The sequence below is a fragment of the Pseudomonas sp. GD03903 genome, from assembly GCF_029840045.1.
Lineage (GTDB): Bacteria > Pseudomonadota > Gammaproteobacteria > Pseudomonadales > Pseudomonadaceae > Pseudomonas > Pseudomonas pseudonitroreducens.
This window is the reverse complement of record NZ_JAOCBT010000010.1, coordinates 63,633-90,056: the sequence shown is the minus strand read 5'-3', so window position 1 is coordinate 90,056 and position 26,424 is coordinate 63,633. Positions and strand designations below refer to the sequence as shown.

General features: G+C 62.7%; 28 protein-coding genes. 22 read left to right on the top strand and 6 right to left on the bottom strand.

Annotated features, from left to right (window positions below; translation table 11 throughout):
- Positions 1-11 precede the first annotated feature (11 nt).
- From N5C91_RS17650 to hisC, 7 genes are all read left to right on the top strand, one after another.
- A complete protein-coding gene (locus N5C91_RS17650) occupies positions 12-659 on the top strand; it encodes an ABC transporter substrate-binding protein (protein WP_236174413.1) in 648 nt (215 codons plus the stop codon).
- A complete protein-coding gene (locus tag N5C91_RS17645; protein WP_236200818.1) occupies positions 656-964 on the top strand; it encodes an STAS domain-containing protein in 309 nt (102 codons plus the stop codon). The genes N5C91_RS17650 and N5C91_RS17645 overlap by 4 nt, the downstream gene beginning before the upstream one ends.
- 110 nt (positions 965-1,074) lie before the next feature.
- A complete protein-coding gene (locus N5C91_RS17640; RefSeq protein WP_017518139.1) occupies positions 1,075-1,314 on the top strand; it encodes a BolA family protein in 240 nt (79 codons plus the stop codon).
- A 19-nt stretch (positions 1,315-1,333) separates the two neighbouring features.
- Positions 1,334-2,602 carry a UDP-N-acetylglucosamine 1-carboxyvinyltransferase gene (gene murA, locus N5C91_RS17635; protein ID WP_236174415.1) on the top strand — a complete coding sequence of 423 codons (1,269 nt, stop codon included), beginning with the start codon at positions 1,334-1,336 and terminating at the stop codon, positions 2,600-2,602.
- 14 nt (positions 2,603-2,616) lie between these two features.
- Positions 2,617-3,252 (top strand): ATP phosphoribosyltransferase, encoded by a 636-nt coding sequence (gene hisG, locus N5C91_RS17630; protein WP_279830887.1) that lies wholly within the window; start codon positions 2,617-2,619, stop codon positions 3,250-3,252.
- Positions 3,253-3,376: 124 nt separating this feature from the next.
- On the top strand, positions 3,377-4,696 hold the full coding sequence (gene hisD / locus N5C91_RS17625) for a histidinol dehydrogenase (protein WP_236200816.1): 1,320 nt from the start codon (positions 3,377-3,379) through the stop codon (positions 4,694-4,696).
- A gap of 3 nt (positions 4,697-4,699) precedes the next feature.
- Positions 4,700-5,755, top strand: a complete 1,056-nt coding sequence (hisC, locus tag N5C91_RS17620; RefSeq protein WP_236200815.1) for a histidinol-phosphate transaminase — start codon at positions 4,700-4,702, stop codon at positions 5,753-5,755.
- Positions 5,756-5,814: 59 nt separating this feature from the next.
- Here the strand turns inward: hisC and algW are convergent, their stop codons facing one another.
- The gene (gene algW / locus N5C91_RS17615; RefSeq protein WP_138521262.1) at positions 5,815-6,963 is read right to left on the bottom strand and encodes a Do family serine endopeptidase AlgW; all 1,149 of its coding nucleotides are present in this window, start codon (positions 6,961-6,963) and stop codon (positions 5,815-5,817) included.
- A gap of 113 nt (positions 6,964-7,076) precedes the next feature.
- On the opposite strand from algW, the gene N5C91_RS17610 reads away from it, so the two are divergent.
- Positions 7,077-7,835 carry a Nif3-like dinuclear metal center hexameric protein gene (locus N5C91_RS17610; protein WP_236200814.1) on the top strand — a complete coding sequence of 253 codons (759 nt, stop codon included), beginning with the start codon at positions 7,077-7,079 and terminating at the stop codon, positions 7,833-7,835.
- Positions 7,836-8,054: 219 nt separating this feature from the next.
- Here N5C91_RS17610 and mltB read toward each other — a convergent pair whose 3' ends face one another.
- Complete coding sequence (gene mltB / locus N5C91_RS17605) at positions 8,055-9,152, bottom strand: lytic murein transglycosylase B (protein WP_236200813.1); 1,098 nt, start codon at positions 9,150-9,152, stop codon at positions 8,055-8,057.
- A 335-nt stretch (positions 9,153-9,487) separates the two neighbouring features.
- Between mltB and cysD the strand changes: the two genes are divergently transcribed.
- The 3 genes from cysD (at position 9,488) to cysN (ending at position 12,762) form a co-directional block, all read left to right on the top strand.
- Positions 9,488-10,405 (top strand): sulfate adenylyltransferase subunit CysD, encoded by a 918-nt coding sequence (cysD, locus tag N5C91_RS17600; RefSeq protein ID WP_236174420.1) that lies wholly within the window; start codon positions 9,488-9,490, stop codon positions 10,403-10,405.
- 61 nt (positions 10,406-10,466) lie between these two features.
- Entirely contained in the window at positions 10,467-10,808 is a 342-nt protein-coding gene (locus N5C91_RS17595; protein WP_236174421.1) for a four helix bundle protein, read from the top strand.
- Positions 10,809-10,860: 52 nt separating this feature from the next.
- On the top strand, positions 10,861-12,762 hold the full coding sequence (gene cysN, locus N5C91_RS17590) for a sulfate adenylyltransferase subunit CysN (RefSeq protein ID WP_236174422.1): 1,902 nt from the start codon (positions 10,861-10,863) through the stop codon (positions 12,760-12,762).
- Between the two features lie 188 nt (positions 12,763-12,950).
- On the opposite strand, the gene N5C91_RS17585 is transcribed toward cysN, so the two are convergent.
- Complete coding sequence (locus N5C91_RS17585) at positions 12,951-13,391, bottom strand: DUF1043 family protein (RefSeq protein WP_236174423.1); 441 nt, start codon at positions 13,389-13,391, stop codon at positions 12,951-12,953.
- 139 nt (positions 13,392-13,530) lie between these two features.
- Between N5C91_RS17585 and N5C91_RS17580 the strand changes: the two genes are divergently transcribed.
- The 3 genes from N5C91_RS17580 to zapE all read left to right on the top strand — a co-directional run bounded on the left by N5C91_RS17580 (position 13,531) and on the right by zapE (position 16,747).
- Entirely contained in the window at positions 13,531-14,157 is a 627-nt protein-coding gene (locus tag N5C91_RS17580) for an alpha/beta hydrolase (protein ID WP_236200811.1), read from the top strand.
- Between the two features lie 60 nt (positions 14,158-14,217).
- Positions 14,218-15,558: a tryptophan--tRNA ligase gene (locus tag N5C91_RS17575; RefSeq protein WP_279830875.1), complete on the top strand. Its 1,341-nt coding sequence runs from the start codon at positions 14,218-14,220 to the stop codon at positions 15,556-15,558.
- Between the two features lie 94 nt (positions 15,559-15,652).
- The gene (zapE, locus tag N5C91_RS17570) at positions 15,653-16,747 is read left to right on the top strand and encodes a cell division protein ZapE (RefSeq protein WP_138212299.1); all 1,095 of its coding nucleotides are present in this window, start codon (positions 15,653-15,655) and stop codon (positions 16,745-16,747) included.
- A gap of 142 nt (positions 16,748-16,889) precedes the next feature.
- Here zapE and N5C91_RS17565 read toward each other — a convergent pair whose 3' ends face one another.
- Both N5C91_RS17565 and N5C91_RS17560 read right to left on the bottom strand, forming a co-directional pair.
- A complete protein-coding gene (locus N5C91_RS17565; RefSeq protein WP_279830874.1) occupies positions 16,890-17,855 on the bottom strand; it encodes a hypothetical protein in 966 nt (321 codons plus the stop codon).
- Positions 17,856-17,946: 91 nt separating this feature from the next.
- Positions 17,947-18,846, bottom strand: a complete 900-nt coding sequence (locus N5C91_RS17560; protein ID WP_236200846.1) for a GlxA family transcriptional regulator — start codon at positions 18,844-18,846, stop codon at positions 17,947-17,949.
- A gap of 253 nt (positions 18,847-19,099) precedes the next feature.
- Between N5C91_RS17560 and N5C91_RS17555 the strand changes: the two genes are divergently transcribed.
- The gene (locus N5C91_RS17555) at positions 19,100-20,245 is read left to right on the top strand and encodes an acyl-CoA dehydrogenase family protein (protein ID WP_279830872.1); all 1,146 of its coding nucleotides are present in this window, start codon (positions 19,100-19,102) and stop codon (positions 20,243-20,245) included.
- 92 nt (positions 20,246-20,337) lie between these two features.
- Here N5C91_RS17555 and N5C91_RS17550 read toward each other — a convergent pair whose 3' ends face one another.
- Positions 20,338-21,375 (bottom strand): NADP(H)-dependent aldo-keto reductase, encoded by a 1,038-nt coding sequence (locus N5C91_RS17550; protein ID WP_279830871.1) that lies wholly within the window; start codon positions 21,373-21,375, stop codon positions 20,338-20,340.
- 246 nt (positions 21,376-21,621) lie between these two features.
- On the opposite strand from N5C91_RS17550, the gene rplM reads away from it, so the two are divergent.
- The 7 genes from rplM (at position 21,622) to N5C91_RS17515 (ending at position 26,417) form a co-directional block, all read left to right on the top strand.
- Positions 21,622-22,050, top strand: coding sequence for a 50S ribosomal protein L13 (gene rplM / locus N5C91_RS17545; protein WP_015475857.1), 429 nt, complete (start codon positions 21,622-21,624; stop codon positions 22,048-22,050).
- Between the two features lie 14 nt (positions 22,051-22,064).
- Complete coding sequence (rpsI, locus tag N5C91_RS17540; RefSeq protein WP_015475858.1) at positions 22,065-22,457, top strand: 30S ribosomal protein S9; 393 nt, start codon at positions 22,065-22,067, stop codon at positions 22,455-22,457.
- Between the two features lie 249 nt (positions 22,458-22,706).
- On the top strand, positions 22,707-23,297 hold the full coding sequence (petA, locus tag N5C91_RS17535) for a ubiquinol-cytochrome c reductase iron-sulfur subunit (protein ID WP_236174429.1): 591 nt from the start codon (positions 22,707-22,709) through the stop codon (positions 23,295-23,297).
- Positions 23,297-24,508, top strand: coding sequence for a cytochrome bc complex cytochrome b subunit (locus N5C91_RS17530; RefSeq protein WP_024764050.1), 1,212 nt, complete (start codon positions 23,297-23,299; stop codon positions 24,506-24,508). The genes petA and N5C91_RS17530 overlap by 1 nt, the downstream gene beginning before the upstream one ends.
- Positions 24,508-25,290, top strand: coding sequence for a cytochrome c1 (locus N5C91_RS17525; RefSeq protein ID WP_236174430.1), 783 nt, complete (start codon positions 24,508-24,510; stop codon positions 25,288-25,290). Before N5C91_RS17530 ends, N5C91_RS17525 begins: the two co-directional genes overlap by 1 nt.
- 93 nt (positions 25,291-25,383) lie before the next feature.
- Positions 25,384-26,001, top strand: a complete 618-nt coding sequence (locus N5C91_RS17520) for a glutathione S-transferase N-terminal domain-containing protein (protein WP_138212304.1) — start codon at positions 25,384-25,386, stop codon at positions 25,999-26,001.
- Between the two features lie 11 nt (positions 26,002-26,012).
- Entirely contained in the window at positions 26,013-26,417 is a 405-nt protein-coding gene (locus N5C91_RS17515) for a ClpXP protease specificity-enhancing factor (protein ID WP_236174431.1), read from the top strand.
- Positions 26,418-26,424: the final 7 nt, after the last annotated feature.

The window sequence follows — 26,424 nt, the reverse complement described above, 5'->3', positions numbered from 1 at the left end:
GGACTCATTCCATGTTGAAAACCTTGCGCCGTGGCTTCCTGGTACTGCTCGCGATCCTGCCGCTGTTCGCCCAGGCCGAGCAGACCGCTCAGCAGGTCGTGCAGCAGACCGTGGACAGCCTGCTGACGGACCTGAAAACCAACAAGGCCAGCTACAAGGCCAATCCCCAGGCGTTCTACGACACCCTGAACCGCATTCTCGGCCCGGTCGTGGACTCCGAGGGCATCGCCAAGGGCGTGATGACCGTCAAGTACTCCCGCCAGGCGACACCGGAGCAGGTCAAGCGCTTCGAGGAAACCTTCAAGAACAGCCTGTTCCAGTTCTACGGCAACGCACTGCTGGAATATGACAACCAGGACATCCGCGTGCTGAACACCGGCAAGCAGGACCAGGATCGTGCTTCGGTGAACATGGAAGTGGTGGGCGGCAACGGTGCCGTCTATCCAGTGCAGTACACCATGGTCAACCAGGCCGGCACCTGGCGCCTGCGCAACGTGATCATCAACGGCATCAACATCGGCAAGCTGTTCCGTGACCAGTTCGCCGATTCCATGCAGAAGAACCGCAACGACCTGGAAGCCACCATCGCCGGTTGGGGACAGGTGGTCGCCAAGGCCAAGGACGCTGCCAAGGGTCAGCCGGAAGGCGGCGCGGAATGAGCCAGGGCAGTATCACGGAGCGTAGCGAGGGCGAACTGGCCCTCGCTGGCGTGCTGGACTACAGCACCGGTCCCGCGCTGCGTCAGCAGGGTGCCCGGCTGATCGCTGCCAGCAAGGCTGGCGCACTGCGTCTGGATTGCTCGGCGGTGGAACGCTCCAGTAGCGTCGGATTGTCGCTGTTGCTGTCCTACACCCGTGATGCACGCAAGGCCGGCAAGTCGCTGCAGATCTCCGGCCTGCCCAAGGATATGCAGGAAATCGCCAAGGTCGGCGAGCTTCTCGAGATCCTGCCGTTACAGCATTGAAACAGTGAGAAGGCCCTCCGTCCGCGACTTCCCCTGCCGGGGTTCGCAGGCGGGGGGCTTTTTTGTATCATGGCCGACCCGCGCGCGTAGGGCGCCGAACGAGGTTGAGCATGCAGGCCGTAGAAGTCAAAAACTTCCTGGAATCGAAACTCCCAGGTACCCAGATTGAAGTGGAAGGCGAAGGCTGCAATTTCCAGCTGAACCTGATCAGCGACGAGCTCGCCGGCCTGAGCCCGGTCAAGCGCCAGCAGCAGATCTATGCCCACCTGAACGAGTGGATCGCCTCGGGCGCCATCCACGCCGTCACCATGAAATTCTTCAGCCGCGCCGCCTGGGCCGAGCGTTCCTGAGCCCACGGGGAAAATAGCAATGGATAAACTGATTATTACCGGCGGAATTCGTCTCGATGGCGAGATCCGCATCTCCGGCGCGAAGAACTCCGCGCTGCCGATTCTCGCGGCAACCCTGCTGGCGGACACCCCGGTGACCGTCTGCAACCTGCCGCACCTGCACGACATCACCACCATGATCGAGCTGTTCGGTCGTATGGGCGTGCAGCCGATCATCGACGAGAAACTCAACGTCGAAGTCGACGCCAGCACCATCAAGACCCTGGTGGCGCCCTACGAGCTGGTAAAGACCATGCGCGCGTCGATCCTGGTGCTCGGCCCGATGGTTGCCCGCTTCGGTGAAGCCGAAGTCGCGCTGCCCGGCGGCTGCGCCATCGGTTCGCGTCCGGTGGACCTGCACATCCGCGGCCTCGAAGCCATGGGCGCGCAGATCGCCGTCGAAGGCGGCTACATCAAGGCCAAGGCTCCGGCCGGTGGTCTGCGTGGCGCGCACTTCTTCTTCGATACCGTGTCCGTGACCGGTACCGAGAACATCATGATGGCCGCTGCACTGGCCAATGGCCGCTCCGTGCTGGAAAATGCCGCACGCGAGCCCGAGGTCGTCGACCTGGCCAATTTCATCAACGCCATGGGCGGTGACGTGCAGGGCGCCGGTACCGACACCATCATCATCAACGGTGTAAAAAGCCTGGGTGGCGGTGCCAAGTACAACGTCATGCCCGACCGCATCGAGACCGGCACCTACCTGGCCGCCGCCGCGGCTACCGGTGGCCGCGTCAAGCTCAAGGATACCGATCCGACCATCCTCGAAGCGGTGCTCGCCAAGCTGGTCGAAGCCGGCGCGCATATCACCACCGGCAGCAACTGGATCGAGCTGGACATGAAGGGCAACCGGCCGAAGGCGGTGAACATCCGCACTGCGCCGTACCCGGCATTCCCTACCGACATGCAGGCCCAGTTCATCTCCCTGAACGCCATTGCCGAAGGTACCGGCGCGGTCATCGAGACCGTGTTCGAGAACCGCTTCATGCACGTCTATGAAATGAACCGCATGGGCGCGCAGATCCTCGTCGAAGGCAACACCGCCATCGTCACCGGCGTTCCGCAGCTCAAGGGCGCACCGGTCATGGCGACCGACCTGCGTGCATCCGCCAGCCTGGTGATCGCCGCCCTCGTGGCTGAAGGCGACACCATGATCGACCGCATCTACCACATCGACCGTGGTTACGAGTGCATCGAAGAGAAACTGCAACTGCTCGGGGCGAAGATTCGCCGCGTGCCGGGCTAAGGCAGAATCAGACAATGCTGACGATTGCCCTGTCGAAGGGCCGTATCCTCGACGACACCCTGCCGCTGCTCGCAGCGGCGGGCATCGTGCCGACCGAGAATCCGGACAAGAGCCGCAAGCTGATCATCCCCACTACGCTCGATGACGTGCGCCTGCTGATCGTGCGCGCCACCGACGTGCCGACCTATGTCGAACACGGCGCTGCCGACCTTGGCGTCGCGGGCAAGGACGTACTCATGGAGTACGGTGGCCAGGGCCTGTACGAGCCGCTGGACCTGAAGATCGCCAACTGCAAGCTGATGACCGCCGGTGCGGTCGGCGCGCCGGAGCCCAAGGGGCGCCTGCGCGTGGCCACCAAGTTCGTCAATGTCGCCAAGCGCTACTACGCCGAACAGGGCCGTCAGGTCGACGTGATCAAGCTGTACGGCTCCATGGAGCTGGCGCCGCTGGTCGGCCTTGCCGACAAGATCATCGACGTGGTCGATACCGGCAACACTCTGCGCGCTAACGGCCTGGAGCCCCAGGAACTGATCGCGCACATCAGCTCGCGCCTGGTGGTGAACAAGGCCTCGATGAAGATGCAGCATTCGCGCATCCAGGCGCTGATCGACACCCTGCGCGAAGCAGTGGAGTCTCGACACCGGGCGTAATCCTTAGCGCGGCCCTCCCGCCGCGCCCGCCTATCCGTGTCATAGCCAAATTTTCTCGGGTGCCCGCACGGAAGGCTTGATAGTCTTGCGGCGCCCGAGATCATGCCAATTAAAGAGGCCAGCTATGACCGCACCCTTCGCTATCCGTCGACTCAACGCCGCCGATCCGGACTTCGCGCGTCATCTGGACCATCTGCTCTCCTGGGAAAGCGTGTCCGACGAGTCCGTGAACCAGCGAGTTCTGGACATCATCGCCGACGTACGCAAGCGCGGTGATGCCGCCGTGGTCGAGTTCACCCAGCGTTTCGATGGCGTCGATGCCAAGACCATGGCCGACCTGATCCTGCCGCGCGAGCGCCTGGAACTGGCCCTGACCCGCATTACCCCGGCCCAGCGCGAGGCGCTGGAGACCGCCGCCGAGCGGGTGCGCAGCTACCACGAGAAGCAGAAGCAGGACTCCTGGCGCTACACCGAAGCCGACGGCACCGTCCTCGGTCAGCAGGTCACCCCGCTGGACCGCGCTGGCCTGTACGTACCTGGCGGCAAGGCGTCCTACCCGTCTTCGGTGCTGATGAACGCCATTCCGGCCAAGGTGGCCGGCGTCGCCGAAGTGGTGATGGTAGTGCCGACTCCGCGCGGCGAAATCAATGAAATCGTCCTGGCCGCCGCCTGCATCGCCGGCGTCGACCGTGTCTTCACCATCGGTGGCGCCCAGGCCGTGGCCGCGCTGGCCTACGGCACCGAGAGTGTGCCGCAGGTGGACAAGATCGTCGGGCCGGGCAACATCTATGTCGCCACCGCCAAGCGCCATGTGTTCGGCCAGGTCGGCATCGACATGATCGCCGGTCCGTCGGAAATCCTCGTGGTCTGCGACGGCGGCACCGATCCGGACTGGATTGCCATGGACCTGTTCTCCCAGGCCGAGCACGACGAAGACGCCCAGTCGATCCTGGTCAGCCCGGACGCCGCCTTCCTCGACAAGGTTGCCGCCAGCATCGAGAAACTGCTGCCGACCATGGAGCGTGCCGAGATCATCCGCACTTCGCTGACCAACCGTGGCGCGCTGATCCTCGTCGCCGACCAGGAGCAGGCCTGCCAGGTTGCCAATCGCATCGCCCCGGAACACCTGGAGCTGTCGGTGGCCGACCCGGAAAGCTGGCTGCCGAAGATTCGCCACGCCGGCGCTATCTTCATGGGCCGCTACACCGCCGAGGCGCTGGGCGACTATTGCGCCGGCCCGAACCACGTGCTGCCGACTTCCGGCACCGCGCGATTCTCTTCGCCGCTGGGCGTGTATGACTTCCAGAAGCGCTCCTCGATCATCTTCTGCTCCGCCCCGGGTGCTTCCGAACTGGGCAAGACCGCCTCGATCCTGGCCCGCGGCGAGTCGCTGACCGCCCACGCGCGCAGCGCTGAATTCCGCATTCTGGACAAGGGTGAATAACCGATGAGCAAGTTCTGGAGTCCCTTCGTCAAGGAGCTGGTGCCTTATGTTCCGGGCGAGCAGCCGAAGCTGGCCAAGCTGGTCAAGCTGAACACCAACGAGAACCCCTACGGCCCGTCGCCGAAAGTGGTCGCCGCGATCCAGGCGGAGCTGAACGACACGCTGCGTCTGTATCCCGACCCCAATGCCGACCGCCTGAAGCAGACGATTGCCGAATACCACGGCGTGAAGACCTCTCAGGTGTTCGTCGGCAACGGTTCGGACGAAGTCCTGGCCCACGCGTTCCACGCGCTGTTCCAGCACGGCAAGCCGCTGCTGTTCCCCGACGTGACCTACAGCTTCTACCCGGTTTACTGCGGCCTCTACGGCATCGACTTCGAGGCGTTGCCGCTGGACGAGCAGTTCCAGATTCGTGTCGAGGATTACGCGCGCCCGAACGGAGGCATCATCTTCCCCAATCCCAACGCGCCTACCGGTTGCCTGCTGCCGCTCGAAGCCATCGAGCGTTTGCTGCAAGCCAACCCGGACAGCGTGGTGCTGGTGGACGAGGCCTACGTCGACTTCGGTGGCGAGACCGCGATTGCCCTGGTCAATCGCTACCCGAATCTGCTGGTGGCGCAGACTCTGTCCAAGTCGCGCTCGCTGGCTGGCCTGCGGGTGGGCTTCGCGGTGGGGCATGAAGACCTGATCGAGGCGCTGGAGCGGGTGAAGAACAGCTTCAACTCCTATCCGCTGGACCGCCTGGCCCTGGCCGGCGCGGTGGCGTCCTTCGAGGATCAGGCCTACTTCGAGCAGACCTGCAACGCGGTTATCCACAGCCGCGAGAAATTGGTGGCAGAGCTCGAGACCCTGGGCTTCGAGGTACTGCCGTCGGCGGCGAACTTCATCTTTGCCCGCCACCCGCAGCGCGACGGCGCCGAACTGGCCGCTGCACTGCGGGAAGAGGGCGTCATCGTGCGCCACTTCAAACAGCAGCGGATCAACCAGTTCCTGCGCATCAGCATTGGCACCGAAGAGCAGAACCAGGCGCTGCTCGATGCCCTGCGCCTGAAGCTGTAAGGCCGGTCAATTCGGCAAACGAAAACGGCGCCCCAAGGGCGCCGTTTTTCATGGCGAGATCAGTTGGCGTTGGGGGCTGGCGGTGGGCGCAGGCCGACTTCGGCGTTGAGCGTCACCGGCTTGCCGTTGCGCAGCACTTCGATGGTGATCTTCTCGCCCGGCTTGGTGCGCGCCACCTGGTTCATCGAGCGACGACCGTCACTGGCGGCTTCGCCATCGATGTTCAGGATGATGTCGCCCGGCAGCAGGCCCGACTTGGCGGCGGGACCATCGCGGTAGACCCCGGCGACGACGATGCCGGCCTTGTCCTTGAGGTCGAAGGACTCTGCCAGTTCCGGAGTCAGCGGCTGGACTTCGACGCCGAGCCAGCCGCGGATCACCTGACCATGCTCGATGATCGACTGCATGACTTCCAGGGCCAGTTTGGTCGGGATGGCGAAGCCGATGCCCTGGGAGCCACCGGACTTGGAGAAGATCGCCGTGTTGATGCCGATCAGGTTGCCGTTGGCGTCCACCAGCGCGCCGCCGGAGTTGCCCGGGTTGATCGCTGCGTCGGTCTGGATGAAGTCTTCGTAGGTGTTCAGGCCCAGCTGGTTGCGGCCGGTGGCGCTGATGATGCCCATGGTGACGGTCTGGCCGACGCCGAACGGGTTGCCGATGGCCAGGCAGACGTCGCCGGTGCGGATGCCGTCGGAGCGGCCGAGCATGATCGAGGGCAGGTCCTTGAGGTCGATCTTCAGCACTGCGAGGTCGGTCTCGGGGTCGCTGCCGACCAGCCGGGCGATGGTCTCGCGGCCATCGCGCAGGGCCACGACGATCTGGTCGGCGCCGGAGGTCACGTGGTTGTTGGTCAGCAGGTAGCCTTCGGGGCTCATGATCACCGCCGAACCCAGGCTCGACTCCATGCGCTTCTGCTGCGGCAGGTTATCGCCGAAGAAGCGCCGGAACAGCGGGTCGTCGAGCATCGAGTTGTTTGGCTTGCTGACCATCTTGGTGGTGTAGAGGTTGGCCACCGCGGGCGAAGAGCGGGTCACGGCATCGGCGTAGCTGACCGGGCCCTGCTGCAGGCGGCTGAGCAGCGGAGCTTGTTGCAGGTGCACTTCCTGCTGCGGAAGGCCGACCCATTGCGGGTTATGCTGGATGATCAGCAGCGCCAACAGGACGCCAACCAGCACGGGCCAGCCGAGGAAACGCAGGGCCTTCAGCATCGAAGAAAATCCTTGGGGTTGCTTGGCCGGGGGATGGCCGATAGGGTGGCGGCCATTATACGGGCGGCGAGCCAAGAAAATAGACGCTCGCAGCCGATGTTGGAGGAATTTCGATGGCTATCGCACTGAGTACCCTGGTCGAGGAAGCCGACCGCTTTCTGGACGCCGCGAAGATTCAGGATTACTGCCCCAACGGCCTGCAGGTCGAGGGTCGCCCGCAGGTACGCCGCATCGTTTCCGGTGTCACCGCCAGCCAGGCGCTGCTGGATGCCGCCGTGGAAGCGGATGCCGATGTGGTGCTGGTGCACCACGGCTATTTCTGGAAGGGCGAGGACGCTCGCGTGGTGGGCATGAAACAGCGCCGCCTGAAAACCTTGCTGAACAACGATATCAGTCTGCTGGCCTATCACCTGCCGCTGGACCTGCATCCCGAGGTGGGTAACAACGTGCAACTGGGTCGCCAGCTCGGCTTCGAGATCGAAGGGCCGCTGGAGCCGGGCAATCCGCGCTCCATCGTGCTGGTCGGTTCGCTGGCCGAGCCGATGCTGCCCAGTGATCTGGCCATCCATGTGCGCGACGTGCTGGGTCGCGAGCCGCTGCTGGTGGATGGCGGCCAGCCGATCCGTCGCATCGCCTGGTGCACCGGTGGCGCCCAGGGCTACATCGACCAGGCGATCGCCGCGGGCGTCGATGCCTACCTCACCGGCGAGGTCTCCGAGCAGACCGTGCACAGCGCGCGGGAAAACGGCATCAGCTTCATCGCTGCCGGTCACCACGCGACCGAGCGCTACGGCGTGCAGGCGCTGGGGGATTACCTGGCCAAGCGCTTTGCCATCGAGCACCTGTTCATCGACTGCCCCAATCCCGCCTGATGACGTTCAGGCCAAGCGCCAGGCCGTGCAGGGGGACCTGTAGGAGCGAGCTTGCTCGCGAACCTGCCCGGCACAGAGCCGGCAGCAAACCTGGTTCGCGAGCAAGAACTGGGCGTCCCCCTCGTTCCTACAAAGAGCCTGTTGCCCGAACCTCCCGCCAGCATCCGATAACAGGCATGAAAAAAGCCGGCTCAGTGAGCCGGCCTTTTTGTGCGAGCCTCAGCGGTAGCCGTGACGCTGGCGGTCGACCGCCTTGCCCAGCTCCCACACGGCCATGGCGTAGTGCGTGCTGTGGTTGTAGCGGGTAATCACGTAGAAGTTGGGCAGGCCATACCAGTACTGGTAGGTATTGCCCATGTCCAGGCGCAGCAGGCTGGCGCTCTGGTGGTTGCCCAGCGAGCCCTGCGGGCGCAGCCCGGCGGCGGACAGCGCGCTGATCGGATATTGGGTCTTGAAGCCGTCTTCCAGCGAACGTGCCTGGCCCGTGGCAGGGATCGCTACCGCGTCGCCAGTAACCCAGCCGTGCTGCTTGAAGTAGTTGGCCACACTGCCGATGGCGTCGCGTGGGTTCCACAGGTCGCGGTGGCCATCGCCGTCGAAGTCGACTGCGTATTTTGTGAAGGAAGAGGGCATGAATTGCCCATAGCCCATTGCGCCGGCGTAGGAGCCGCGCATCTCCAGCGGGTTGTCGCCTTCCTTGCGCGCCTGGAGGAGGAACTGCTCCAGTTCGCCGCTGAAGAACTCGGCACGGCGCGGGTAAGAGAAGGAGAGGGTGGCCAGTGCGTCGATGATCCGCGTCTTGCCCATCACGCGGCCCCAGCGGGTTTCCACGCCGATGATGCCAACGATGATTTCCGGCGGTACGCCATAGGTACGCGAGGCGCGCTGCAGGTCGGCTTCGTATTCGTTCCAGAACTGCACACCCTTCTGCACGTTGTCCGGGGTGATGAACTTCTTCCGGTAGCGCAACCAGGCGCCGTTCGGGCCACTGGGCGCGGTATAGGTCGGTGCCTGGCGGTCCATCAGGCGGATTACCCAGTCCAGTTCGCGGGTCTGGGCGAACAGGTCCTGCAGGTCCTGGCGGTTGAAGTTGTGCTGGCTCACCATGCGGTCGATGAAGCGTTGGGCGCTGGCATTGCCGGCGAAGTCGCCGCGTAGCGGAGTGATGGGCTGTACCGAGCCGAATGCCGGGTGGGCGTTGGGCGAGATCAGGGTCGGCGCCTTTGGCTTCTGGGCCGGCTGCGGGGGGGGATTCGGATTGCTGCTGCACGCGGAGATGAAGACAAGCAGGGGCAGGGCGAAAGCGATGCGGCGCATGGGAAATCTTCTGGGGCAGGAAAACGTGCCGCTATGCTAGCGCAGTGCTGCGCCGGCACAAGCCGGGAGCGTATCGTAGAAGCGGCTGACTCTGTTGCAGGAAAAGTCCCGAGGAAGTTCCGAGATGGCATTTGAGCCTTTGCTGCGTCTCGTTCGAGCACCTTGGTAGTCACCCTTCAGACGTCGGTGAAAAGCGGTTTTTATACTGAGCGCGTATGGCTATATCAGTATATTTTTTCGGTATAACCCGCCCTCCGGTTAGAGCCTTGCGCTGTGATAGAGTGCGCGCTCGTCTACGGCCCGCCGGCCGTCCATAAGCAATTCCGTGAGTAGCCATGGTCGACAAACTGACGCATCTGAAACAGCTGGAGGCCGAGAGCATCCACATCATCCGCGAGGTCGCCGCCGAGTTCGACAACCCGGTGATGCTGTACTCGATCGGCAAGGACAGCGCGGTGATGCTCCACCTCGCGCGCAAGGCTTTCTTCCCCGGCAAGCTGCCGTTCCCGGTGATGCATGTCGACACCCGCTGGAAATTCCAGGAGATGTACCGCTTCCGCGAGAAGATGGTCAGCGAATACGGCCTGGACCTGATCACCCACATCAATCCCGATGGCGTGGCGCAGGACATCAACCCGTTCACCCACGGCAGCGCCAAGCACACCGACATCATGAAGACCGAAGGCCTCAAGCAGGCCCTCGACAAGTACGGCTTCGACGCCGCCTTCGGTGGTGCCCGCCGCGACGAGGAGAAGTCCCGCGCCAAGGAGCGCGTCTACTCCTTCCGTGACAGCAAGCACCGCTGGGATCCGAAGAACCAGCGCCCGGAGCTGTGGAACGTCTACAACGGCAAGGTGAAGAAGGGCGAGTCGATCCGGGTCTTCCCGCTGTCGAACTGGACCGAGCTGGACATCTGGCAGTACATCTACCTGGAACAGATTCCGATCGTGCCGCTGTACTTCGCCGAAGAGCGCGAAGTCATCGAGATGAATGGCGCGCTGATCATGATCGACGACGAGCGCATCCTCGAGCACCTCACCCCCGAGCAGAAGGCCAGCATCCAGAAGAAGATGGTGCGTTTCCGCACCCTGGGCTGCTACCCGCTGACCGGCGCGGTGGAGTCCACCGCGACTTCGCTGCCGGAAATCATCCAGGAAATGCTGCTGACGCGGACTTCCGAACGCCAGGGGCGGGTCATCGACCACGACGCCGCCGGTTCGATGGAAGAAAAGAAACGTCAGGGCTACTTCTGAGAAGCAGCCACAGGCTGCAGGCTTCAAGCTGTAGGCTCCAGGCAAGAGCGGAGTACTACGAATGGATTTCGAACGGCTTGAAGTCTGGCAAAAGGCCAGGACGCTTACTGTAGATGTATATCGCGGCTTCGCAGGATGCCGTGATTACGGTTTCAGGGATCAGATCACTCGTTCGGCCCTCTCTATTCCCAGCAATATCGCCGAGGGAATGGAGAGAGGAAGCGAGAGGGATAAGTGTCGGTTCCTCTGGATTGCGAAGGGTTCTTGTGCGGAACTCAGGACGCAGATTCTGGTAGGTGCTGACATTGGTTATATCACCCCCTCAGACGCTGACCATTGGCTTGAAGAGTCCACTCGGATCTCGCGGATGCTGACCGGCTTGATTAGCCGGATGTCAGAGTAATTTTATGGTGCGCAAGCCTGCTGCCTGCAGCTTGCGGCCTGGAGCCCACAGAATGTCGCATCAATCCGATCTGATCAGCGAGGACATCCTCGCCTACCTGGCCCAGCATGAGCGCAAGGAACTCCTGCGCTTCCTCACCTGTGGCAACGTCGACGACGGCAAGAGCACCCTGATCGGGCGCCTGCTGCACGACTCCAAGATGATCTACGAGGACCACCTCGAAGCCATCACCAAGGATTCCAAGAAAGTCGGCACCACTGGTGACGACGTCGACCTGGCGCTGCTCGTGGATGGTCTGCAGGCCGAGCGCGAGCAGGGCATCACCATCGACGTGGCCTACCGCTACTTCAGCACCTCCAAGCGCAAGTTCATCATCGCCGACACCCCCGGCCATGAGCAGTACACCCGCAACATGGCCACCGGCGCATCCACCTGCGACCTGGCCATCATCCTCATCGACGCCCGCTACGGCGTGCAGACCCAGACCCGCCGGCACAGCTTCATTGCCTCGCTGCTGGGCATCAAGCACATCGTGGTCGCCATCAACAAGATGGATCTCAAGGGCTTCGACCAGGGCGTGTTCGAGCAGATCAAGGCCGACTACCTGCAGTTCGCCGAGAAGATCAACCTCAAGACCAACTCCCTGCACTTCGTGCCGATGTCGGCGCTGAAGGGCGACAACGTGGTCAACAAGTCCGAGCGCTCGCCGTGGTACACCGGCCAGTCGCTGATGGAAATCCTCGAGACCGTGGAAGTCGCGGGTGACCGCAACCTCGACGACATGCGCTTCCCGGTGCAGTACGTCAACCGCCCGAACCTGAACTTCCGCGGCTTCGCCGGCACCCTGGCGAGCGGCATCGTGCGCAAGGGCGACGAAGTCATCGCCCTGCCTTCGGGCAAGGGCAGCAAGGTCAAGTCCATCGTCACCTTCGAAGGTGAGCTGGAGCAGGCTGGTCCGGGCCAGGCCATTACCCTGACCCTGGAAGACGAGATCGATGTCTCTCGCGGCGACATGCTGGTGCACGCCGACAACCGTCCGCAGGTAACCGATGGCTTCGACGCCATGCTGGTGTGGATGGCCGAAGAGCCGATGCTGCCGGGCAAGAAGTACGACATCAAGCGCGCCACCAGCTATGTGCCGGGTTCGATCCCGAGCATTACCCACAAGGTGGACGTGAACACCCTGGAAGAGACCGTCGCCAGCGAACTCAAGCTCAACGAGATCGCCCGTGTGAAGGTCAGCCTGGACGCGCCCATCGCTCTGGACGGCTACGAACAGAACCGCACCACCGGCGCCTTCATTGTCGTTGACCGCCTGACCAATGGCACTGTCGGCGCGGGCATGATCATCGCCGCGCCGCAAGCCGGTCATGGCGCGGTCGTCCACCACGGTGCGAACGCCCATGTAGCTCGCGAGGAGCGCGCGGCACGCTTCGGTCAACAGCCGGCTACCGTGCTGTTCAGCGGTCTCTCTGGCGCTGGCAAGAGCACTCTGGCCTACGCCGTGGAGCGCAAGCTGTTTGACATGGGCCGCGCGGTCTATGTACTGGACGGCCAGAACCTGCGCCACGACCTGAACAAGGGGCTGCCGCAGGACCGTGCAGGTCGCACCGAGAACTGGCTGCGCACTGCCCATGTGGCACGGCAGTTCAATGAGGCCGGCCTGATCAGCCTGTGCGCCTTCGTCGCTCCGAGTGCCGAGGGACGGGAGCGCGCCAAGTCGCTGATCGGCGCCGAACGCCTGGTCACCGTCTACGTCCAGGCGTCCCCGCAGGTCTGCCGTGAACGCGACCCGCAAGGCCTGTACGCCGCCGGCCAGGACAACATCCCGGGCGAGTCTTTCCCGTTCGATGTGCCGCTGGATGCCGACCTGGTGATCGACACCCAGAGCCAGTCGGTGGAAGACGGCGTCAAGGCGGTCCTCGACCTGCTGCGTCAGCGCGGCGCGATCTGATCGCACGGCGCTGAAGTGAAAAAGCCCCGCATCTGCGGGGCTTTTTCTTTTGACTTTTGTAGGAGCGAGCTTGCTCGCGAGCCATACCCGGTTGATTGAGTATCCAGCGGTTCGCTCCTGCAGGTCGTGCATTGGCGGGGGCATGAAAAAGCCCCGCCGAGGCGGGGCTTTTTCATGCAGCGAAGACTTTAGTACTTGCTCTTCAGCCCGTACGTTTCGTCGAGGGTGCCCGGACCGTCGCCGTTCTTGGGCGCATAGTCGCGCGGCGCCTCGTTGTTTGCCGGCGGAGTCAGGCGCTCGCGGCGCTCGGGGTATTCGTCGGCGTGCAGGGCGGCCAGCAGGCGCTGTTTGGTCTGTTCATCCAGGGCCAGGCGCTCTGCGCCTTCGGACAGGTGTTCCTGCACATCCTGATAGCTCTGGGTGAGCTTCTTCATCAGGCTGGCGGAGGTGCTGAAGTGGGTCACCACTTCGCGCTGGTAGCTATCGAAACGATCCTGCATGTCGTCCACCTGACGCTGCAGCTTGTTGGGCGCGGCGTTGGGCAGCAGGCGGGCGATCAGAAAGCCGATGCCGACCCCGACAATCAGGGCGAGTAGCGGCAGCAACCAGGTGGTGAGGGACTGTTCCACGCGAATCCTTCCTCTATAGACGGCTTTGCTTTACGTTAGCGGCTTGCACCTGTGCTTGTATACCGTGGCGAATGCTTCGCCGCCTGCGCAGGTATTGAGCTAGACGAGACGACCCGCCACGGGGTCACGGAGCTGTTGTTTGACCACCCGCGAAATCCCCCTGTTCCTCGATGGCCCCGAGGGCCAACTGGAAGCCCTGCACCTCGCCACGCCTGACGCCAAGGGCGTTGCGCTGATCTGCCATCCGCACCCGCTGTTCGCCGGCACCATGCAGAACAAGGTGGTCGCCACCCTGCAACGCGCCGCACGGGATGCAGGATACGCCACCCTGCGTTTCAATTTTCGTGGCGTGGGTCAGAGCGCCGGCAGTTATGCCGAAGGTCGCGGTGAAATCGATGACGTACTGGCCGCCGCGCACTGGCTGGCCGGGCAGCATCCGGGCCTGCCGCTGACGCTGATGGGCTTCTCCTTCGGTTCCTGCGTGGCCGGCAATGCTGCCGAGCGCCTGGAGGAGCAGGGCGCAGAACTCGCACAGCTGTTCATGCTGGCGCCGCCGGTGGAGCGCTTCGATGTCGACCTGCCCGAGCGCTGCCCGCTAACGGTGATCCAGCCCGAAGCCGACGAAGTGGTCACACCCGAGCGTGTCTACGCCTGGAGTGCGGAGCTCGCCAAGGCCCACGAGCTGATCCGTATCCCCGAGTGCAGCCATTTCTTCCACGGCAAGCTGATCGAGCTCAAGGACCTGATACAGGCCCGGCTCGCCTAGGCCGCCAAGCCGCGTTACCATCCGGCCCGCCATTTCATTTGTGTTGATTCCTGGATTCCCATGACGACCCGTATCCTGACCGGCATCACCACCACCGGTACTCCGCACCTGGGCAACTACGCCGGCGCCATCCGGCCGGCCATCGTCGCCAGCCGCGATCCGCAGGCAGACTCCTTCTACTTCCTGGCCGACTACCACGCACTGATCAAGTGCGATGACCCGACGCGCATCCAGCGTTCGCGTCTGGAAATCGCCGCGACCTGGCTGGCCTGCGGCCTGGATGCTGACAAGGCGACCTTCTATCGCCAGTCCGATATTCCCGAAATCCCCGAACTGACCTGGCTGCTCACCTGCGTCAGCGCCAAGGGCCTGCTCAACCGCGCCCATGCCTACAAGGCCTCGGTGGACAAGAACGTCGAGGCCGGCGAAGACCCGGACGCTGGCGTCACCATGGGCCTGTACAGCTACCCGGTGCTGATGGCCGCGGACATCCTGATGTTCAACGCGCACAAGGTGCCGGTCGGTCGCGACCAGATCCAGCACGTGGAAATGGCCCGCGACATCGGCCAGCGCTTCAATCACCTGTTCGGCAACGGCAAGGAACTCTTCACCCTGCCCGAGGTGGTGATCGAGGAAGACGTGGCGACCCTGCCGGGCCTGGACGGTCGCAAGATGTCCAAGAGCTACGACAACACCATCCCGTTGTTCGGCAGCGCCAAGCAGCTCAAGGACGCCGTGGCACGCATAGTCACCGACTCCCGCGCCCCGGGCGAGCCGAAGGATCCGGACAATTCACACTTGTTCACCCTGTACCAGGCCTTCTCCACCCACGAGCAACAGGCTGCCTTCCGCGCCGAACTGCTCGGCGGCCTGGCCTGGGGCGAAGCCAAGCAGCGCCTCTTCGAGCTGCTCGACAACGAACTGGGCGAGGCCCGCGAGCGCTACCACGCGCTGATCACCCGTCCGGCCGACCTGGAAGACATTCTCCTGGCCGGCGCCGCCAAGGCGCGCCGCATTGCCACTCCGTTCCTCGGCGAGCTGCGCGAGGCCGTGGGCCTGCGCTCGTTCCGCGAGCAGGTGCAAGTGGCGACCGAAGGCAAGAAGAAAGCTGCCAAGGCTGCGCGCTTTGTCAGCTTCCGCGAGGACGATGGCTTCCGTTTCCGCCTGCTGGATGCCGCTGGCGAGCAACTGCTGCTCTCCATCGCCTTCGCCGACGGCAAGGCCGCCGGCCAGGTGACCAAGCGCCTGCAGTCCGAGGAACTGGAGCTGCACGCCGAACTGAACGCCTTCAGCGTGCGCCTGGATGGCGAAGCTGTGGCGTACAGCCCGGAGTTCGCCACCGACGCGGAGCGCGACACCGCCATGCAGCGTCTGCGCGAGGCTCTCGCTCCCCAGGAGTGAGGTGCAGCAGGCCGGTCCGACTACCGGCCAATTGCCAAGAAACGGGGGCGCCGCTAAAGTGTGCGCCCCCGTTTTCGTTGCCTTGCTACCGATCATGACGCCTCTTCAGCGCTACCAGGAAGACCTCAAACGCCCCGATTTCTTCCACGACGCCGCGCAAGCGAACGCCGTGAAGCACCTGCAACGCCTCTACGACGACCTGGTCGCCGCCGATAAAGGCAAGACCGGCCTGTTCGGCAAGCTGCTGGGCAAGAAGTCCCAGGAGCCAGTGAAGGGCCTGTACTTCTGGGGTGGCGTTGGCCGTGGCAAGACCTACCTGGTGGATACCTTCTTCGAAGCGCTGCCCTTCAAGCAGAAGATGCGCACGCACTTCCACCGCTTCATGAAGCGCGTCCACGAGGAAATGAAAACCCTCAAGGGTGAGAAGAACCCGCTGACCATCATCGGCAAGCGCTTCGCCGACGAAGCGCGGGTGATCTGCTTCGACGAATTCTTCGTCTCCGATATCACCGACGCGATGATCCTCGCGACCCTGCTGGAAGAGCTGTTCAAGAACGGCGTCAGCCTGGTGGCGACCTCCAACATCGTGCCGGACGGCCTGTACAAGGACGGCCTGCAGCGCGCGCGCTTCCTGCCGGCCATCGCGTTGGTCAAGAAGTACACCGAAGTGGTCAACGTCGACAGCGGCGTGGACTACCGCCTGCGTGCCCTGGAACAGGCCGAGCTGTATCACTGGCCGCTGTCCGAACAAGCCGAGCAGGCCATGACCCGCGACTTCAAGGCGTTGACCCCGGAGTGCGCTGCCGCCACCCGCGACGACGCGTTGATGATCGAGAACCGCGAAATCCGTGCGCGTATCACCTGCGATGACGTGGCCTGGTTCGAGTTCCGCGAGCTGTGCGACGGCCCGCGCAGCCAGAACGACTACATCGAGTTGGCGAAGATCTTCCACGCCATCCTGATTTCCAACGTCGAGCAGATGGGTGTGGCCAAGGACGACATGGCGCGCCGCTTCATCAACCTGGTGGACGAGTTCTACGACCGCAACGTCAAGCTGATCCTCTCCGCCGAGGTAGAGCTCAAGGACCTGTATACCGGTGGCCGCCTGGAGTTCGAGTTCCAGCGTACCCTGAGCCGCCTGCTGGAAATGCAGTCCCACGAATACCTGAGCCGCCCGCACCGTCCCTGACGGTTCGGTGAATGAAAAAGGCTGCCCTTGGGCAGCCTTTTTTGTTCCGGCTCTTCGTAGGAGCGAGCTTGCTCGCGAACATTTCACCGGCAGCTCGAAAGCTGGGCGATTCGCGAGCAAGCTCGCTCCTACAGATCATGAATCAGCGCTGGGCCATCTCCTGCTGCGCTTTCTTCAGCAGTTGCTGGGCGTGGGCAATTTCCAGCGCCTCCATGGCATTGATCGGCTTGATTGCCACCGCTTTCTTCAACTGCTCCAGCGCTTTCTGCTCTTCATCTTCGCCGTACACATAGCCCAGCGCGTTGGCGTACTCGTAGTGACCGATCGGCAGGTCGTCGGCGGCGCGGAAGGAGCGGGCGAAGTACTGCTCCATTTTGTCCGCGCTGACGCCGTAGGTCATCTTGCCCACCAGCTTGCCGACCTTGCGGATCACGCCGGCTTCGTAGCCGCCGTAGAGTGCCAGGGCGAACGGCTGGTTTGGCTGCTTGGCCAGCAGGGCGTCCAGTTCCTTGGGGATCTCGCTGGTGTAGCCGCGCTTGAGTACCACGGGTACCGGCAGGTCCTCCGCCAGGCGGGCCTTGGCGTAGGCGCGGCCGAACTGGGCGATGGGGTCGGCGTTGAGCAGCGGGCCGGCTTCGTCGGTGTAGCTGATCACCTCTTCCAGCAGGCGCTGTTTCTCGTCCTGGTTCGGCGCGAGGAACATGGCGTAGAGCACCTGGGCGAACATGCCTGGCACCTGCCCGCCGACGCCCAGAGCCAGCCCGTCCCGCTTGGCCTGGGCGAAGTCGCCACGGAATACCTTGCGCCACACGTCCTGCAGTTTTTCGGCGTAAACCTGCGCCTCCTCCGGCTTACCGCTGAAGCCGGTGCCGGCGGCCACGGTTTTCTCCAGGGCCTCGGGATGCTTCGTGGCCATGCTCACCACCCAGTCCGCATCCGGGAAGGGGTAGTTGGCGCCGAATCCGCGAGTCAGGCGCGGCCAGGCCTCGCGCAGCTTGTCGCCGCTGTAGTCGAAGGCGCTCTGGTCGTAGGGGAAGGGTTTCCAGGTGTCGTCCGCTACAGCGTTCAGGCTGAAGACGGCCAGCAGGGCAAGCAGAAAGCGGCGCATGGCAATATCCCGTTGGGTTCTTGTTGTCGAAAGCTGCCCTGATCATAGGGCCGCCCCCGAGTCCGTGAACCCATCCTAGGGATGGCCTGTTTCAGGCTTCCTTCTGTTCGTACTGGCGCCGGTAATGATTCGGAGAAAGGCCGGTATGTTGGCGAAACAGGCGGGCGAAGAAGCTGGCGTCGTCGTAGCCGACTTCGTAGCTGATGGTCTTGATGCTCTTGCGGCTGGTGGACAGCAGGTTGCGCGCCGTCTCGATGCGCAACCGTTGCAGGTAGTGCAGCGGCTTGTCGCCAGTGGCCGCCTGGAAGCGCCGCATGAAGTTGCGGATGCTCATGCCGTGCTCGCGGGCCACGTCCTCGAAGCGGAACTTGTCGCAGAAGTGTTCTTCCAGCCAGTGCTGGATCTGCAGGATCGCCGGGTCGTGGTGCAGTTTCTGTCCGCCGAAGCCCAGGCGGCCCGGCGTGTAGGTGCGTTGCACCTCGTAAAGGATGTCGCGGGCCACGCCCTGGGCGACGGTGGCGCCGCAGAAGTACTCGATCAGGTAGATGTACAGGTCACGCACCGAGGTCAGGCCGCTGGCGCTGTAGATGTGGTCGGCGTCGGCGATGTGCTTGTCCTGGTTGAGCTGCACCTTGGGGTAGCGTTCGGCGAACTCGCGGAAGAAGCGCCAGTAGGTGGTCGCTTCCTTACCGTCGAGCAGGCCCGCCTCGGCCAGCCAGAACACCCCCGAGACTTCGCCGCACAGCACGCAGCCGGCCGCGTGGCGCTCGCGCAGCCAGGGCATTACTTGCGGATACAGGGTGAGCAGTTCGTCGAAGTCGCCCCAGAAGGCTGGGAGGATGATCAGTTCTGGTTCGTCCAGGGCGCCGTGTACCGGCAGCAGGTCGCCGCTGAAGCTCATCACCGGCTGGCCGTCGGGGCTGACGATGCGCGTCTCGAAGCTGGGTTGCAGGCCCAGACCCTGTTGGCGGCCATGGCGCAGGGCGGCCATGTGGAAGAAGTCCTTGGCCTGCATCAGGGTGGAGCCGAACACGCCATGGGTGGCGAGGATGCTGACGCGGCGCAGCACGCGGGAAGCTGGGTTGGGCATCGGTTCTTGTACTTCTTATGGATGTCTTTGCATGACGCTAAAGTGGTCATGTTGCGGCTGGATCGTCTTATTTTTTGGCGAAAGTGTCCAGTGCAGAGCGGTTCGTGCTTGGCCTACAGTCGGCCTTCCAATAATTCCTACAATCGATTCGCAGGTGTGCCGCATGATTCCAAGAACCCTGTTCAGTTCCGATCACGAGCTGTTCCGCGACAGCGTCCGCAAATTCCTCGAACAGGAGGCGGTGCCGTTCCACGCCCAGTGGGAAAAGGACGGTCATGTCGACCGCAAGCTCTGGAACAAGGCGGGCGAGGCCGGCATGCTCTGCTCGCATCTGCCCGAGGCCTACGGTGGCATGGCGGCGGACTTTCTCTACAGCGCGGTGGTAATCGAGGAGATCGGTCGACTGGGTCTGACCGGCATCGGTTTCTCGCTGCATTCGGATATCGTCGCGCCCTACATCCTTCACTACGGCAGCGAAGAGCTGAAGCAGCGCTACCTGCCCAGGCTGATTTCCGGCGAGATGGTCTCGGCCATCGCCATGACCGAGCCGGGCGCCGGCTCCGACTTGCAGGGTGTGAAGACCACTGCCGTGCTGGATGGCGACGAATACGTGATAAACGGTTCGAAGACCTTCATCACCAATGGCTGGCTGGCCGACCTGGTGATCGTGGTCGCCAAGACCGACCCCAAGGCCGGCGCCAAGGGCACCAGCCTGTTCCTGGTGGAAGCCGGCACGCCGGGCTTCAGCAAGGGCAAGCGCCTGGAAAAGGTGGGCATGAAGGCTCAGGACACCTCCGAGCTGTTCTTCCAGGACGTGCGTATCCCCAAGGAAAACCTGCTGGGCAAGGACGGGCAGGGCTTCATCTATCTGATGCAGGAGCTCCCCCAAGAACGCCTGACGGTTGCCCTCGGCGCGCTGGCCTCGGCAGAGGCGGCACTGAAGTGGACGCTGGAATACACCCGTGAGCGCAAGGCCTTCGGCAAGTCCGTGGCGGATTTCCAGAACACCCGCTTCAAGCTGGCCGAGATCGCCACCGAGGTGCAGGTGGGGCGCGTCTTCGTCGATCGCTGCCTGGAACAGCACCTGGAGGGCAAGCTGGACGTGCCGACGGCGGCGATGGCCAAGTACTGGACCACCGATCTGCAGTGCAAGGTACTCGACGAGTGCGTGCAACTGCACGGTGGCTACGGCTACATGTGGGAGTACCCGATTGCCCGCGCCTGGGCCGATGCGCGTGTGCAGCGCATCTATGCAGGCACCAACGAGATCATGAAGGAGATCATCGCCCGAGCGTTATAAGAGCGGCTTCGGGCCTCACGCTTCAGGCCGCAGGTTAGAGCGAAGTGCCTTGCTCTCACTTGCGGCCTGTAGCCTGCCGCCTTTAGCCGCCCTCAGGGCGCCGGATTCGGCTGATCCTTGTGGATCGCCTCGATGCCGGCCAGCACCTCGTCGGAGAGCTTGAGGTCGAAGCTGCCGAGGTTGGCTTCCAGTTGCTCGAGGCTGGTCGCACCGATGATATTGCTGGTCACGAACGGGCGGTTGGTGACGAAGGCCAGGGCCATTTGCGCAGGGTCCAGGCCGTGCTCGCGGGCGAGGGTGACATAGCGGTCGCAGGCGCTGGCAGTCTGCGGATTGGTGTAGCGCGTGAAGCGGCTGAACAGGGTGATCCGTGCGTTAGCCGGGCGTGCGCCGCCGAAGTACTTGCCCGAAAGCATGCCGAAGGCCAGGGGCGAGTAGGCAAGAAGGCCGATCTGTTCACGGATGGCGATTTCCGCCAGGCCCACCTCGAAGCTGCGGTTGAGCAGGTTGTAGGGGTTCTGGATCGACACGGCGCGGGGCCAGCCACGCTCCTGAGCGATCTGCAGGAAGCGCATGGTGCCCCACGGTGTTTCGTTGGACAGGCCCACATGACGAATCTTGCCGGCACGGACCTGCTCGTCGAGTGCTTCCAGGGTGTCCTCCAGCGCCGTGAAGCTTTCTTCCTTGTGCTGGTAGCCCAGTTGGCCAAAGAAGTTGGTGCTGCGTTCTGGCCAGTGCAACTGGTAGAGGTCGATCCAGTCGGTCTGCAGGCGCTTGAGGCTGCCATCCAGCGCCGCAACGATATTCTTGCGATCGAGTTTCGGCTGGCCGTCGCGGATGTGGCTGATCGAGTTGCCGGGGCCAGCGATCTTGCTGGCCAGTACCCAGTCGGCGCGATCGCCACGCTGGGCGAACCAGTTGCCGATGATCTGTTCGGTGCGGGTGTAGGTTTCCGCGCGCGGCGGGACCGGATACATCTCGGCGGTATCGATGAAATTCAGACCGGCGGCCTTGGCCCGCTCGATCTGGGCGAAAGCTTCGTCCTGCGTGTTCTGCTCGCCCCAGGTCATGGTCCCCAGACAGAGGGCGCTGACTTTCAGTTCGGTGCGGCCGAGCGGGCGGTACTCCATGCGGGTCTCCTCATGAAAACATGTGCGTCATACAGTTGAAAATTCTGCCGGAATCTGCATAATTCCGCAGCCTTTCATCGGTGGGGGATGCCAAAGCCTGCCGATTGATACATCTAGTCGTTACGGACGCACACCGACCCGAGCCCCAATTCGTGTCTGTCTTCGGCTGTCCTTGACTTGTCAAGGCAACCACTGTCCAGTAAGATTCGCCGTCTTATTTTCAGGCGGCCCCTGAGGCTATAACGAATGAAAACTTATACCGCGAAACCAGAAACTGTTAAGCGCGACTGGTTCGTCGTCGACGCTGCTGGCCTGACCCTGGGTCGTCTGGCTACCGAGATTGCTACCCGCCTGCGCGGCAAGCACAAGCCGGAATACACCCCGCACGTTGACACCGGCGACTACATCGTCGTGATCAACGCCGAGCAGGTTCGTGTCACTGGCGCCAAAGCTACCGACAAGATGTACTACCATCACTCGGGCTTCCCGGGCGGTATCAAGTCGATCAACTTCGAGAAGCTGATCGCCAAGGCTCCTGAGCGTGTTATCGAGACTGCCGTCAAAGGCATGCTGCCGAAGAACCCGCTGGGCCGCGACATGTACCGCAAGCTGAAAGTGTACAAGGGTGCCAACCACCCGCACACCGCTCAGCAGCCTCAAGAACTGAAGATTTAACGGGATAGCTCATTATGTCGGCGACTCAAAATTACGGCACTGGCCGTCGTAAGACCGCTACCGCTCGCGTCTTCCTGCGTCCGGGTACTGGCAAAATCTCCATCAACAACCGCTCCATCGAGCAGTTCTTCGGTCGTGAGACCGCTCGCATGGTTGTCCGTCAGCCGCTCGAGCTGACCGAGAACACCGAGAAGTTCGATATCTACGTGACCGTCGTTGGCGGTGGCGTAAGCGGCCAGGCCGGTGCGATCCGTCACGGTATCACCCGCGCTCTGATCGAGTACGACGAGACCCTGCGCAGCTCGCTGCGTAAAGCCGGCTACGTCACTCGCGATGCTCGCGAAGTTGAACGTAAGAAAGTCGGTCTGCGTAAAGCGCGTAAGCGTCCGCAGTACTCCAAGCGTTAATACGACGCTTCGAAAAAAACGCCCAGATCCTTTGGACTGGGCGTTTTTTTATGTCTTCAATAAGTTCGTGCGACACCTTGCCGCATCCGCGCAGGCCGCGTCGTGCAAGGCTTCCAGGGGTTGCGTAACAGGCTATTACCTTGTCATCACAAGGGCTTTTCTTTACCATTTGGCGAATTTTTTGCGCGGCTCGAATTTTTACTTAAAAGCCTGATTTGAACAGGCTTGAAGCTGATGGGAGACGACTGAATGAGTAATGACGGCGTGAATGCAGGCCGGCGTCGCTTCCTTGTCGCGGCCACTTCGGTGGTAGGTGCGGCAGGAGCGGTCGGAGCTGCGGTCCCGTTCGTGGGGTCATGGTTCCCCAGTGCCAAGGCGAAGGCCGCTGGCGCGCCGGTGAAGGTCAACGTAGGGAAGATCGAGCCGGGCCAGCAGGTCGTGGCCGAGTGGCGCGGCAAGCCGGTATTCCTGGTGCATCGCACCAAGGAAATGCTGGACGCTCTGCCGACCCTCGACGGACAACTGGCCGACCCGGAGTCCAAGGCTTCGGAACAGCCAACCTACGTCGATCCCAAGCTGCGTTCGATCAAGCCTGAACTGGCAGTGATCGTCGGCATCTGCACTCACCTGGGCTGCTCGCCGACCTTCCGCCCGGAAGTCGCTCCCGCGGATCTCGGTCCGGACTGGAAGGGCGGTTACTTCTGCCCCTGCCACGGCTCCCATTACGATCTTGCCGGCCGCGTTTACAAGGGACAGCCCGCGCCCCTGAACCTGCCGATTCCGCCCTATACGCTGGATGGTGATGAGTTGACCATCGGTGTGGACCAGGAGAAAGCCTGATGAACAAGTTCATGGCTTGGGTCGATGCCCGCTTCCCCGCGACCAAGATGTGGGAAGACCATCTGAGCAAGTACTACGCCCCGAAGAACTTCAACTTCTGGTACTTCTTCGGCTCCCTCGCACTGCTGGTCCTGGTTAACCAGATCCTCACCGGTATCTGGCTGACCATGAGCTTCACCCCGTCGGCGGAAGAAGCGTTCGCTTCCGTCGAGTACATCATGCGAGATGTAGATTACGGCTGGATTATCCGCTACATGCACTCCACCGGTGCATCGGCGTTCTTCGTGGTCGTCTACCTGCACATGTTCCGTGGCCTGCTGTACGGTTCGTACCAGAAGCCGCGCGAGCTGGTGTGGATCTTCGGCATGCTGATCTACCTTGCCCTGATGGCCGAGGCCTTCATGGGCTACCTGCTGCCCTGGGGTCAGATGTCCTATTGGGGTGCCCAGGTGATCATCTCGCTGTTCGGCGCCATCCCGGTCGTCGGCGAAGATCTGTCCCAGTGGATCCGTGGTGACTTCCTGATCTCCGGCATCACCCTGAACCGCTTCTTCGCCCTGCACGTGATCGCCCTGCCGATCGTCCTGCTGGGCCTGGTCGTGCTGCACATCCTGGCACTGCACGAAGTCGGCTCGAACAACCCCGACGGCGTGGACATCAAGAAGAAGAAGGACGAGAACGGCATTCCGCTGGATGGCATCCCGTTCCACCCGTACTACACCGTCAAGGACATCGTTGGCGTCGTGGTCTTCCTGTTCGTCTTCTGCACCGTGATCTTCTTCTTCCCGGAAATGGGCGGATTCTTCCTCGAGAAGCCCAACTTCGAGATGGCGAACCAGTTCAAGACCCCCGACCATATCGCGCCGGTGTGGTACTTCACGCCGTTCTACGCCATCCTGCGCGCCGTTCCGGACAAGCTGATGGGTGTCATCGCCATGGGTGCCGCCATCGCCGTGCTGTTCGTGCTGCCGTGGCTGGACCGTAGCCCGGTTCGCTCGATCCGCTACAAGGGCTGGCTGAGCAAGATCTGGCTGGTGATCTTCGCGGTGTCCTTCGTTGTCCTCGGCTACTACGGTTCGCAAGCGCCGTCCCCGCTGGGCACCACGCTGTCGCGCCTGTGCACCATTCTGTATTTCGCCTTCTTCATCCTGATGCCGTTCTACACCCGGATGGAGAAAACCAAACCGGTTCCGGAAAGGGTGACTGGCTGATGAAAAAGCAATTCGCTGCATTTGTACTGGCTCTGCTGCCTGTCTTCGGCTTCGCTGCCGAAGGCCATGGCCCGGCCCTGGACAAGGTTGATATCGACCTGACCGACAAGGCCGCCATGCAGGATGGCGCGCGTACTTTCGCCAACTATTGCATGGGCTGCCACAGCGCCAAGTTCCAGCGTTATGAGCGTGTTGGTCGTGATCTGGGTATCCCGGAAGAGCTGATGATGAGCCACCTGGTGTTCACCGGTGCGAAGATCGGTGACCACATGGACATCGGCATGAAGCCGGCTGACGCCAAGGTATGGTTCGGTGCTGCTCCGCCGGATCTGACCCTGGTAGCCCGCGTACGCGGCGCCGACTGGCTGTACACCTACCTGCGTTCGTTCTACGAAGATCCCAAGCGTCCGTGGGGCGTGAACAACAAGGTCTTCCCGAACGTCGGCATGCCGAACGTGCTGGTCAGCCTGCAGGGCCGCCAGGTCATCGGTTGCAAACAGGTTCAGGTCGTCGAGGATGGCAAGAAGCAGTACGATCCTCTGACTGGTACCCCGCTGACCCACGAGGCCTGCGACCAGCTGACCATCGTGCCGAAGTCCGGCCAACTGAACGAAGCTCAGTTTGACGAGAAGGTGAAGAACCTGGTGACCTTCCTGGCTTATTCGTCGGACCCGAACAAGCTGGACTCTCACCGTATCGGCACCTACGTCCTGCTGTTCCTGGCCTTCTTCTTCGTATTCGCCTACCTGCTCAAACGCGAATACTGGAAGGACGTGCACTAAGCACCACCCGTCGTAGTAACAAGCGCGCGCCCTACGGGGCGCGCGTGCGTTTTTCTACCTCCCACAAGAAAATCCTGCGAGGAGGCGCGCGGCATGGCCGCTATCAACAAGCTCACCTGCTTCTCCGACCCTTCCTGCCACTACAGCCATCGCGTGCGCCTGGTGCTGGCGGAGAAGAGCGTCGTCGCCGATATCATCGACGTACCTGCCGGCAACATCCCGGCCAAGCTCGCTGAAGTGAACCCCTACGGCAGCCTGCCGACCCTGGTGGATCGCGATCTCGCGCTCTACGAGTCGACAGTGGTCATGGAGTACCTCGATGAGCGTTATCCGCACCCACCGCTGCTCCCGGTCTATCCGGTGGCTCGCGCCAACAGCCGCTTGCTGATCCATCGTATCCAGCGCGACTGGTGCAGCCTGGTGGATCGTATCCTCGATACCCGCCGCAAGGATGCCGAGCGAGCCTTGGCGCGCAAGGAGTTGCGTGAGAGCCTTACGGGGGTATCGCCATTGTTTGCCGACAAGGCATTCTTCCTCAGTGACGAGCTGAGCCTGGTGGATTGCTGCCTGCTGCCGATCCTCTGGCGCCTGCCAATCCTGGGGATTGAGCTGCCGCGCCCGGCGAAGCCTTTGCTGGACTATATGGAGCGACAGTTTGCGCGGGAAACTTTCCGTGCGAGCCTGTCCTCTATCGAACGTGATATGCGCTAAGGAGCCTGATGATGAACTCCAGTCGTCCCTACCTCGTGCGAGCCCTCTATGAGTGGATCGTCGACAACGGCTGCACGCCGCATATCCTGGTGAATTCCGAGTATCCCGGCGTGCGCGTGCCGCCGGGTTATGCCAGTGACGGACAGATCGTGCTCAACGTCTCCCCGACCGCGGTTCGCCACCTGCAGATGGACAACGACGCGGTCAGCTTCGAGGGTCGCTTCGGGGGTGTTGCCCAGGGCCTGTACATCCCTTCCCAGGCTGTGATGGCCATCTATGCGCGGGAGAATGGCCAGGGCATGGTCTTCGACCTGGAGCCGCCGGTGCCCACCGATGACGAGGACCTGCCGGATGACGGCCCTTCCGACGAGCCGCCGCGCCCCAGTGGCCGCCCGAGTCTCAAGGTGGTGAAGTAATAAAAAA

Coding starts and splice junctions, on each gene's coding strand:
- N5C91_RS17650 (WP_236174413.1), top strand. CDS start 12: ATGTTGAAAACCTTGCGCCGTGGCTTCCTGGTACTGCTCGCGATCCTG.
- N5C91_RS17645 (WP_236200818.1), top strand. CDS start 656: ATGAGCCAGGGCAGTATCACGGAGCGTAGCGAGGGCGAACTGGCCCTC.
- N5C91_RS17640 (WP_017518139.1), top strand. CDS start 1,075: ATGCAGGCCGTAGAAGTCAAAAACTTCCTGGAATCGAAACTCCCAGGT.
- murA (WP_236174415.1), top strand. CDS start 1,334: ATGGATAAACTGATTATTACCGGCGGAATTCGTCTCGATGGCGAGATC.
- hisG (WP_279830887.1), top strand. CDS start 2,617: ATGCTGACGATTGCCCTGTCGAAGGGCCGTATCCTCGACGACACCCTG.
- hisD (WP_236200816.1), top strand. CDS start 3,377: ATGACCGCACCCTTCGCTATCCGTCGACTCAACGCCGCCGATCCGGAC.
- hisC (WP_236200815.1), top strand. CDS start 4,700: ATGAGCAAGTTCTGGAGTCCCTTCGTCAAGGAGCTGGTGCCTTATGTT.
- algW (WP_138521262.1), bottom strand. CDS start 6,963: ATGCTGAAGGCCCTGCGTTTCCTCGGCTGGCCCGTGCTGGTTGGCGTC.
- N5C91_RS17610 (WP_236200814.1), top strand. CDS start 7,077: ATGGCTATCGCACTGAGTACCCTGGTCGAGGAAGCCGACCGCTTTCTG.
- mltB (WP_236200813.1), bottom strand. CDS start 9,152: ATGCGCCGCATCGCTTTCGCCCTGCCCCTGCTTGTCTTCATCTCCGCG.
- cysD (WP_236174420.1), top strand. CDS start 9,488: ATGGTCGACAAACTGACGCATCTGAAACAGCTGGAGGCCGAGAGCATC.
- N5C91_RS17595 (WP_236174421.1), top strand. CDS start 10,467: ATGGATTTCGAACGGCTTGAAGTCTGGCAAAAGGCCAGGACGCTTACT.
- cysN (WP_236174422.1), top strand. CDS start 10,861: ATGTCGCATCAATCCGATCTGATCAGCGAGGACATCCTCGCCTACCTG.
- N5C91_RS17575 (WP_279830875.1), top strand. CDS start 14,218: ATGACGACCCGTATCCTGACCGGCATCACCACCACCGGTACTCCGCAC.
- zapE (WP_138212299.1), top strand. CDS start 15,653: ATGACGCCTCTTCAGCGCTACCAGGAAGACCTCAAACGCCCCGATTTC.
- N5C91_RS17565 (WP_279830874.1), bottom strand. CDS start 17,855: ATGCGCCGCTTTCTGCTTGCCCTGCTGGCCGTCTTCAGCCTGAACGCT.
- N5C91_RS17560 (WP_236200846.1), bottom strand. CDS start 18,846: ATGGCCGCCCTGCGCCATGGCCGCCAACAGGGTCTGGGCCTGCAACCC.
- N5C91_RS17550 (WP_279830871.1), bottom strand. CDS start 21,375: ATGGAGTACCGCCCGCTCGGCCGCACCGAACTGAAAGTCAGCGCCCTC.
- rplM (WP_015475857.1), top strand. CDS start 21,622: ATGAAAACTTATACCGCGAAACCAGAAACTGTTAAGCGCGACTGGTTC.
- rpsI (WP_015475858.1), top strand. CDS start 22,065: ATGTCGGCGACTCAAAATTACGGCACTGGCCGTCGTAAGACCGCTACC.
- petA (WP_236174429.1), top strand. CDS start 22,707: ATGAGTAATGACGGCGTGAATGCAGGCCGGCGTCGCTTCCTTGTCGCG.
- N5C91_RS17530 (WP_024764050.1), top strand. CDS start 23,297: ATGAACAAGTTCATGGCTTGGGTCGATGCCCGCTTCCCCGCGACCAAG.
- N5C91_RS17525 (WP_236174430.1), top strand. CDS start 24,508: ATGAAAAAGCAATTCGCTGCATTTGTACTGGCTCTGCTGCCTGTCTTC.
- N5C91_RS17520 (WP_138212304.1), top strand. CDS start 25,384: ATGGCCGCTATCAACAAGCTCACCTGCTTCTCCGACCCTTCCTGCCAC.
- N5C91_RS17515 (WP_236174431.1), top strand. CDS start 26,013: ATGAACTCCAGTCGTCCCTACCTCGTGCGAGCCCTCTATGAGTGGATC.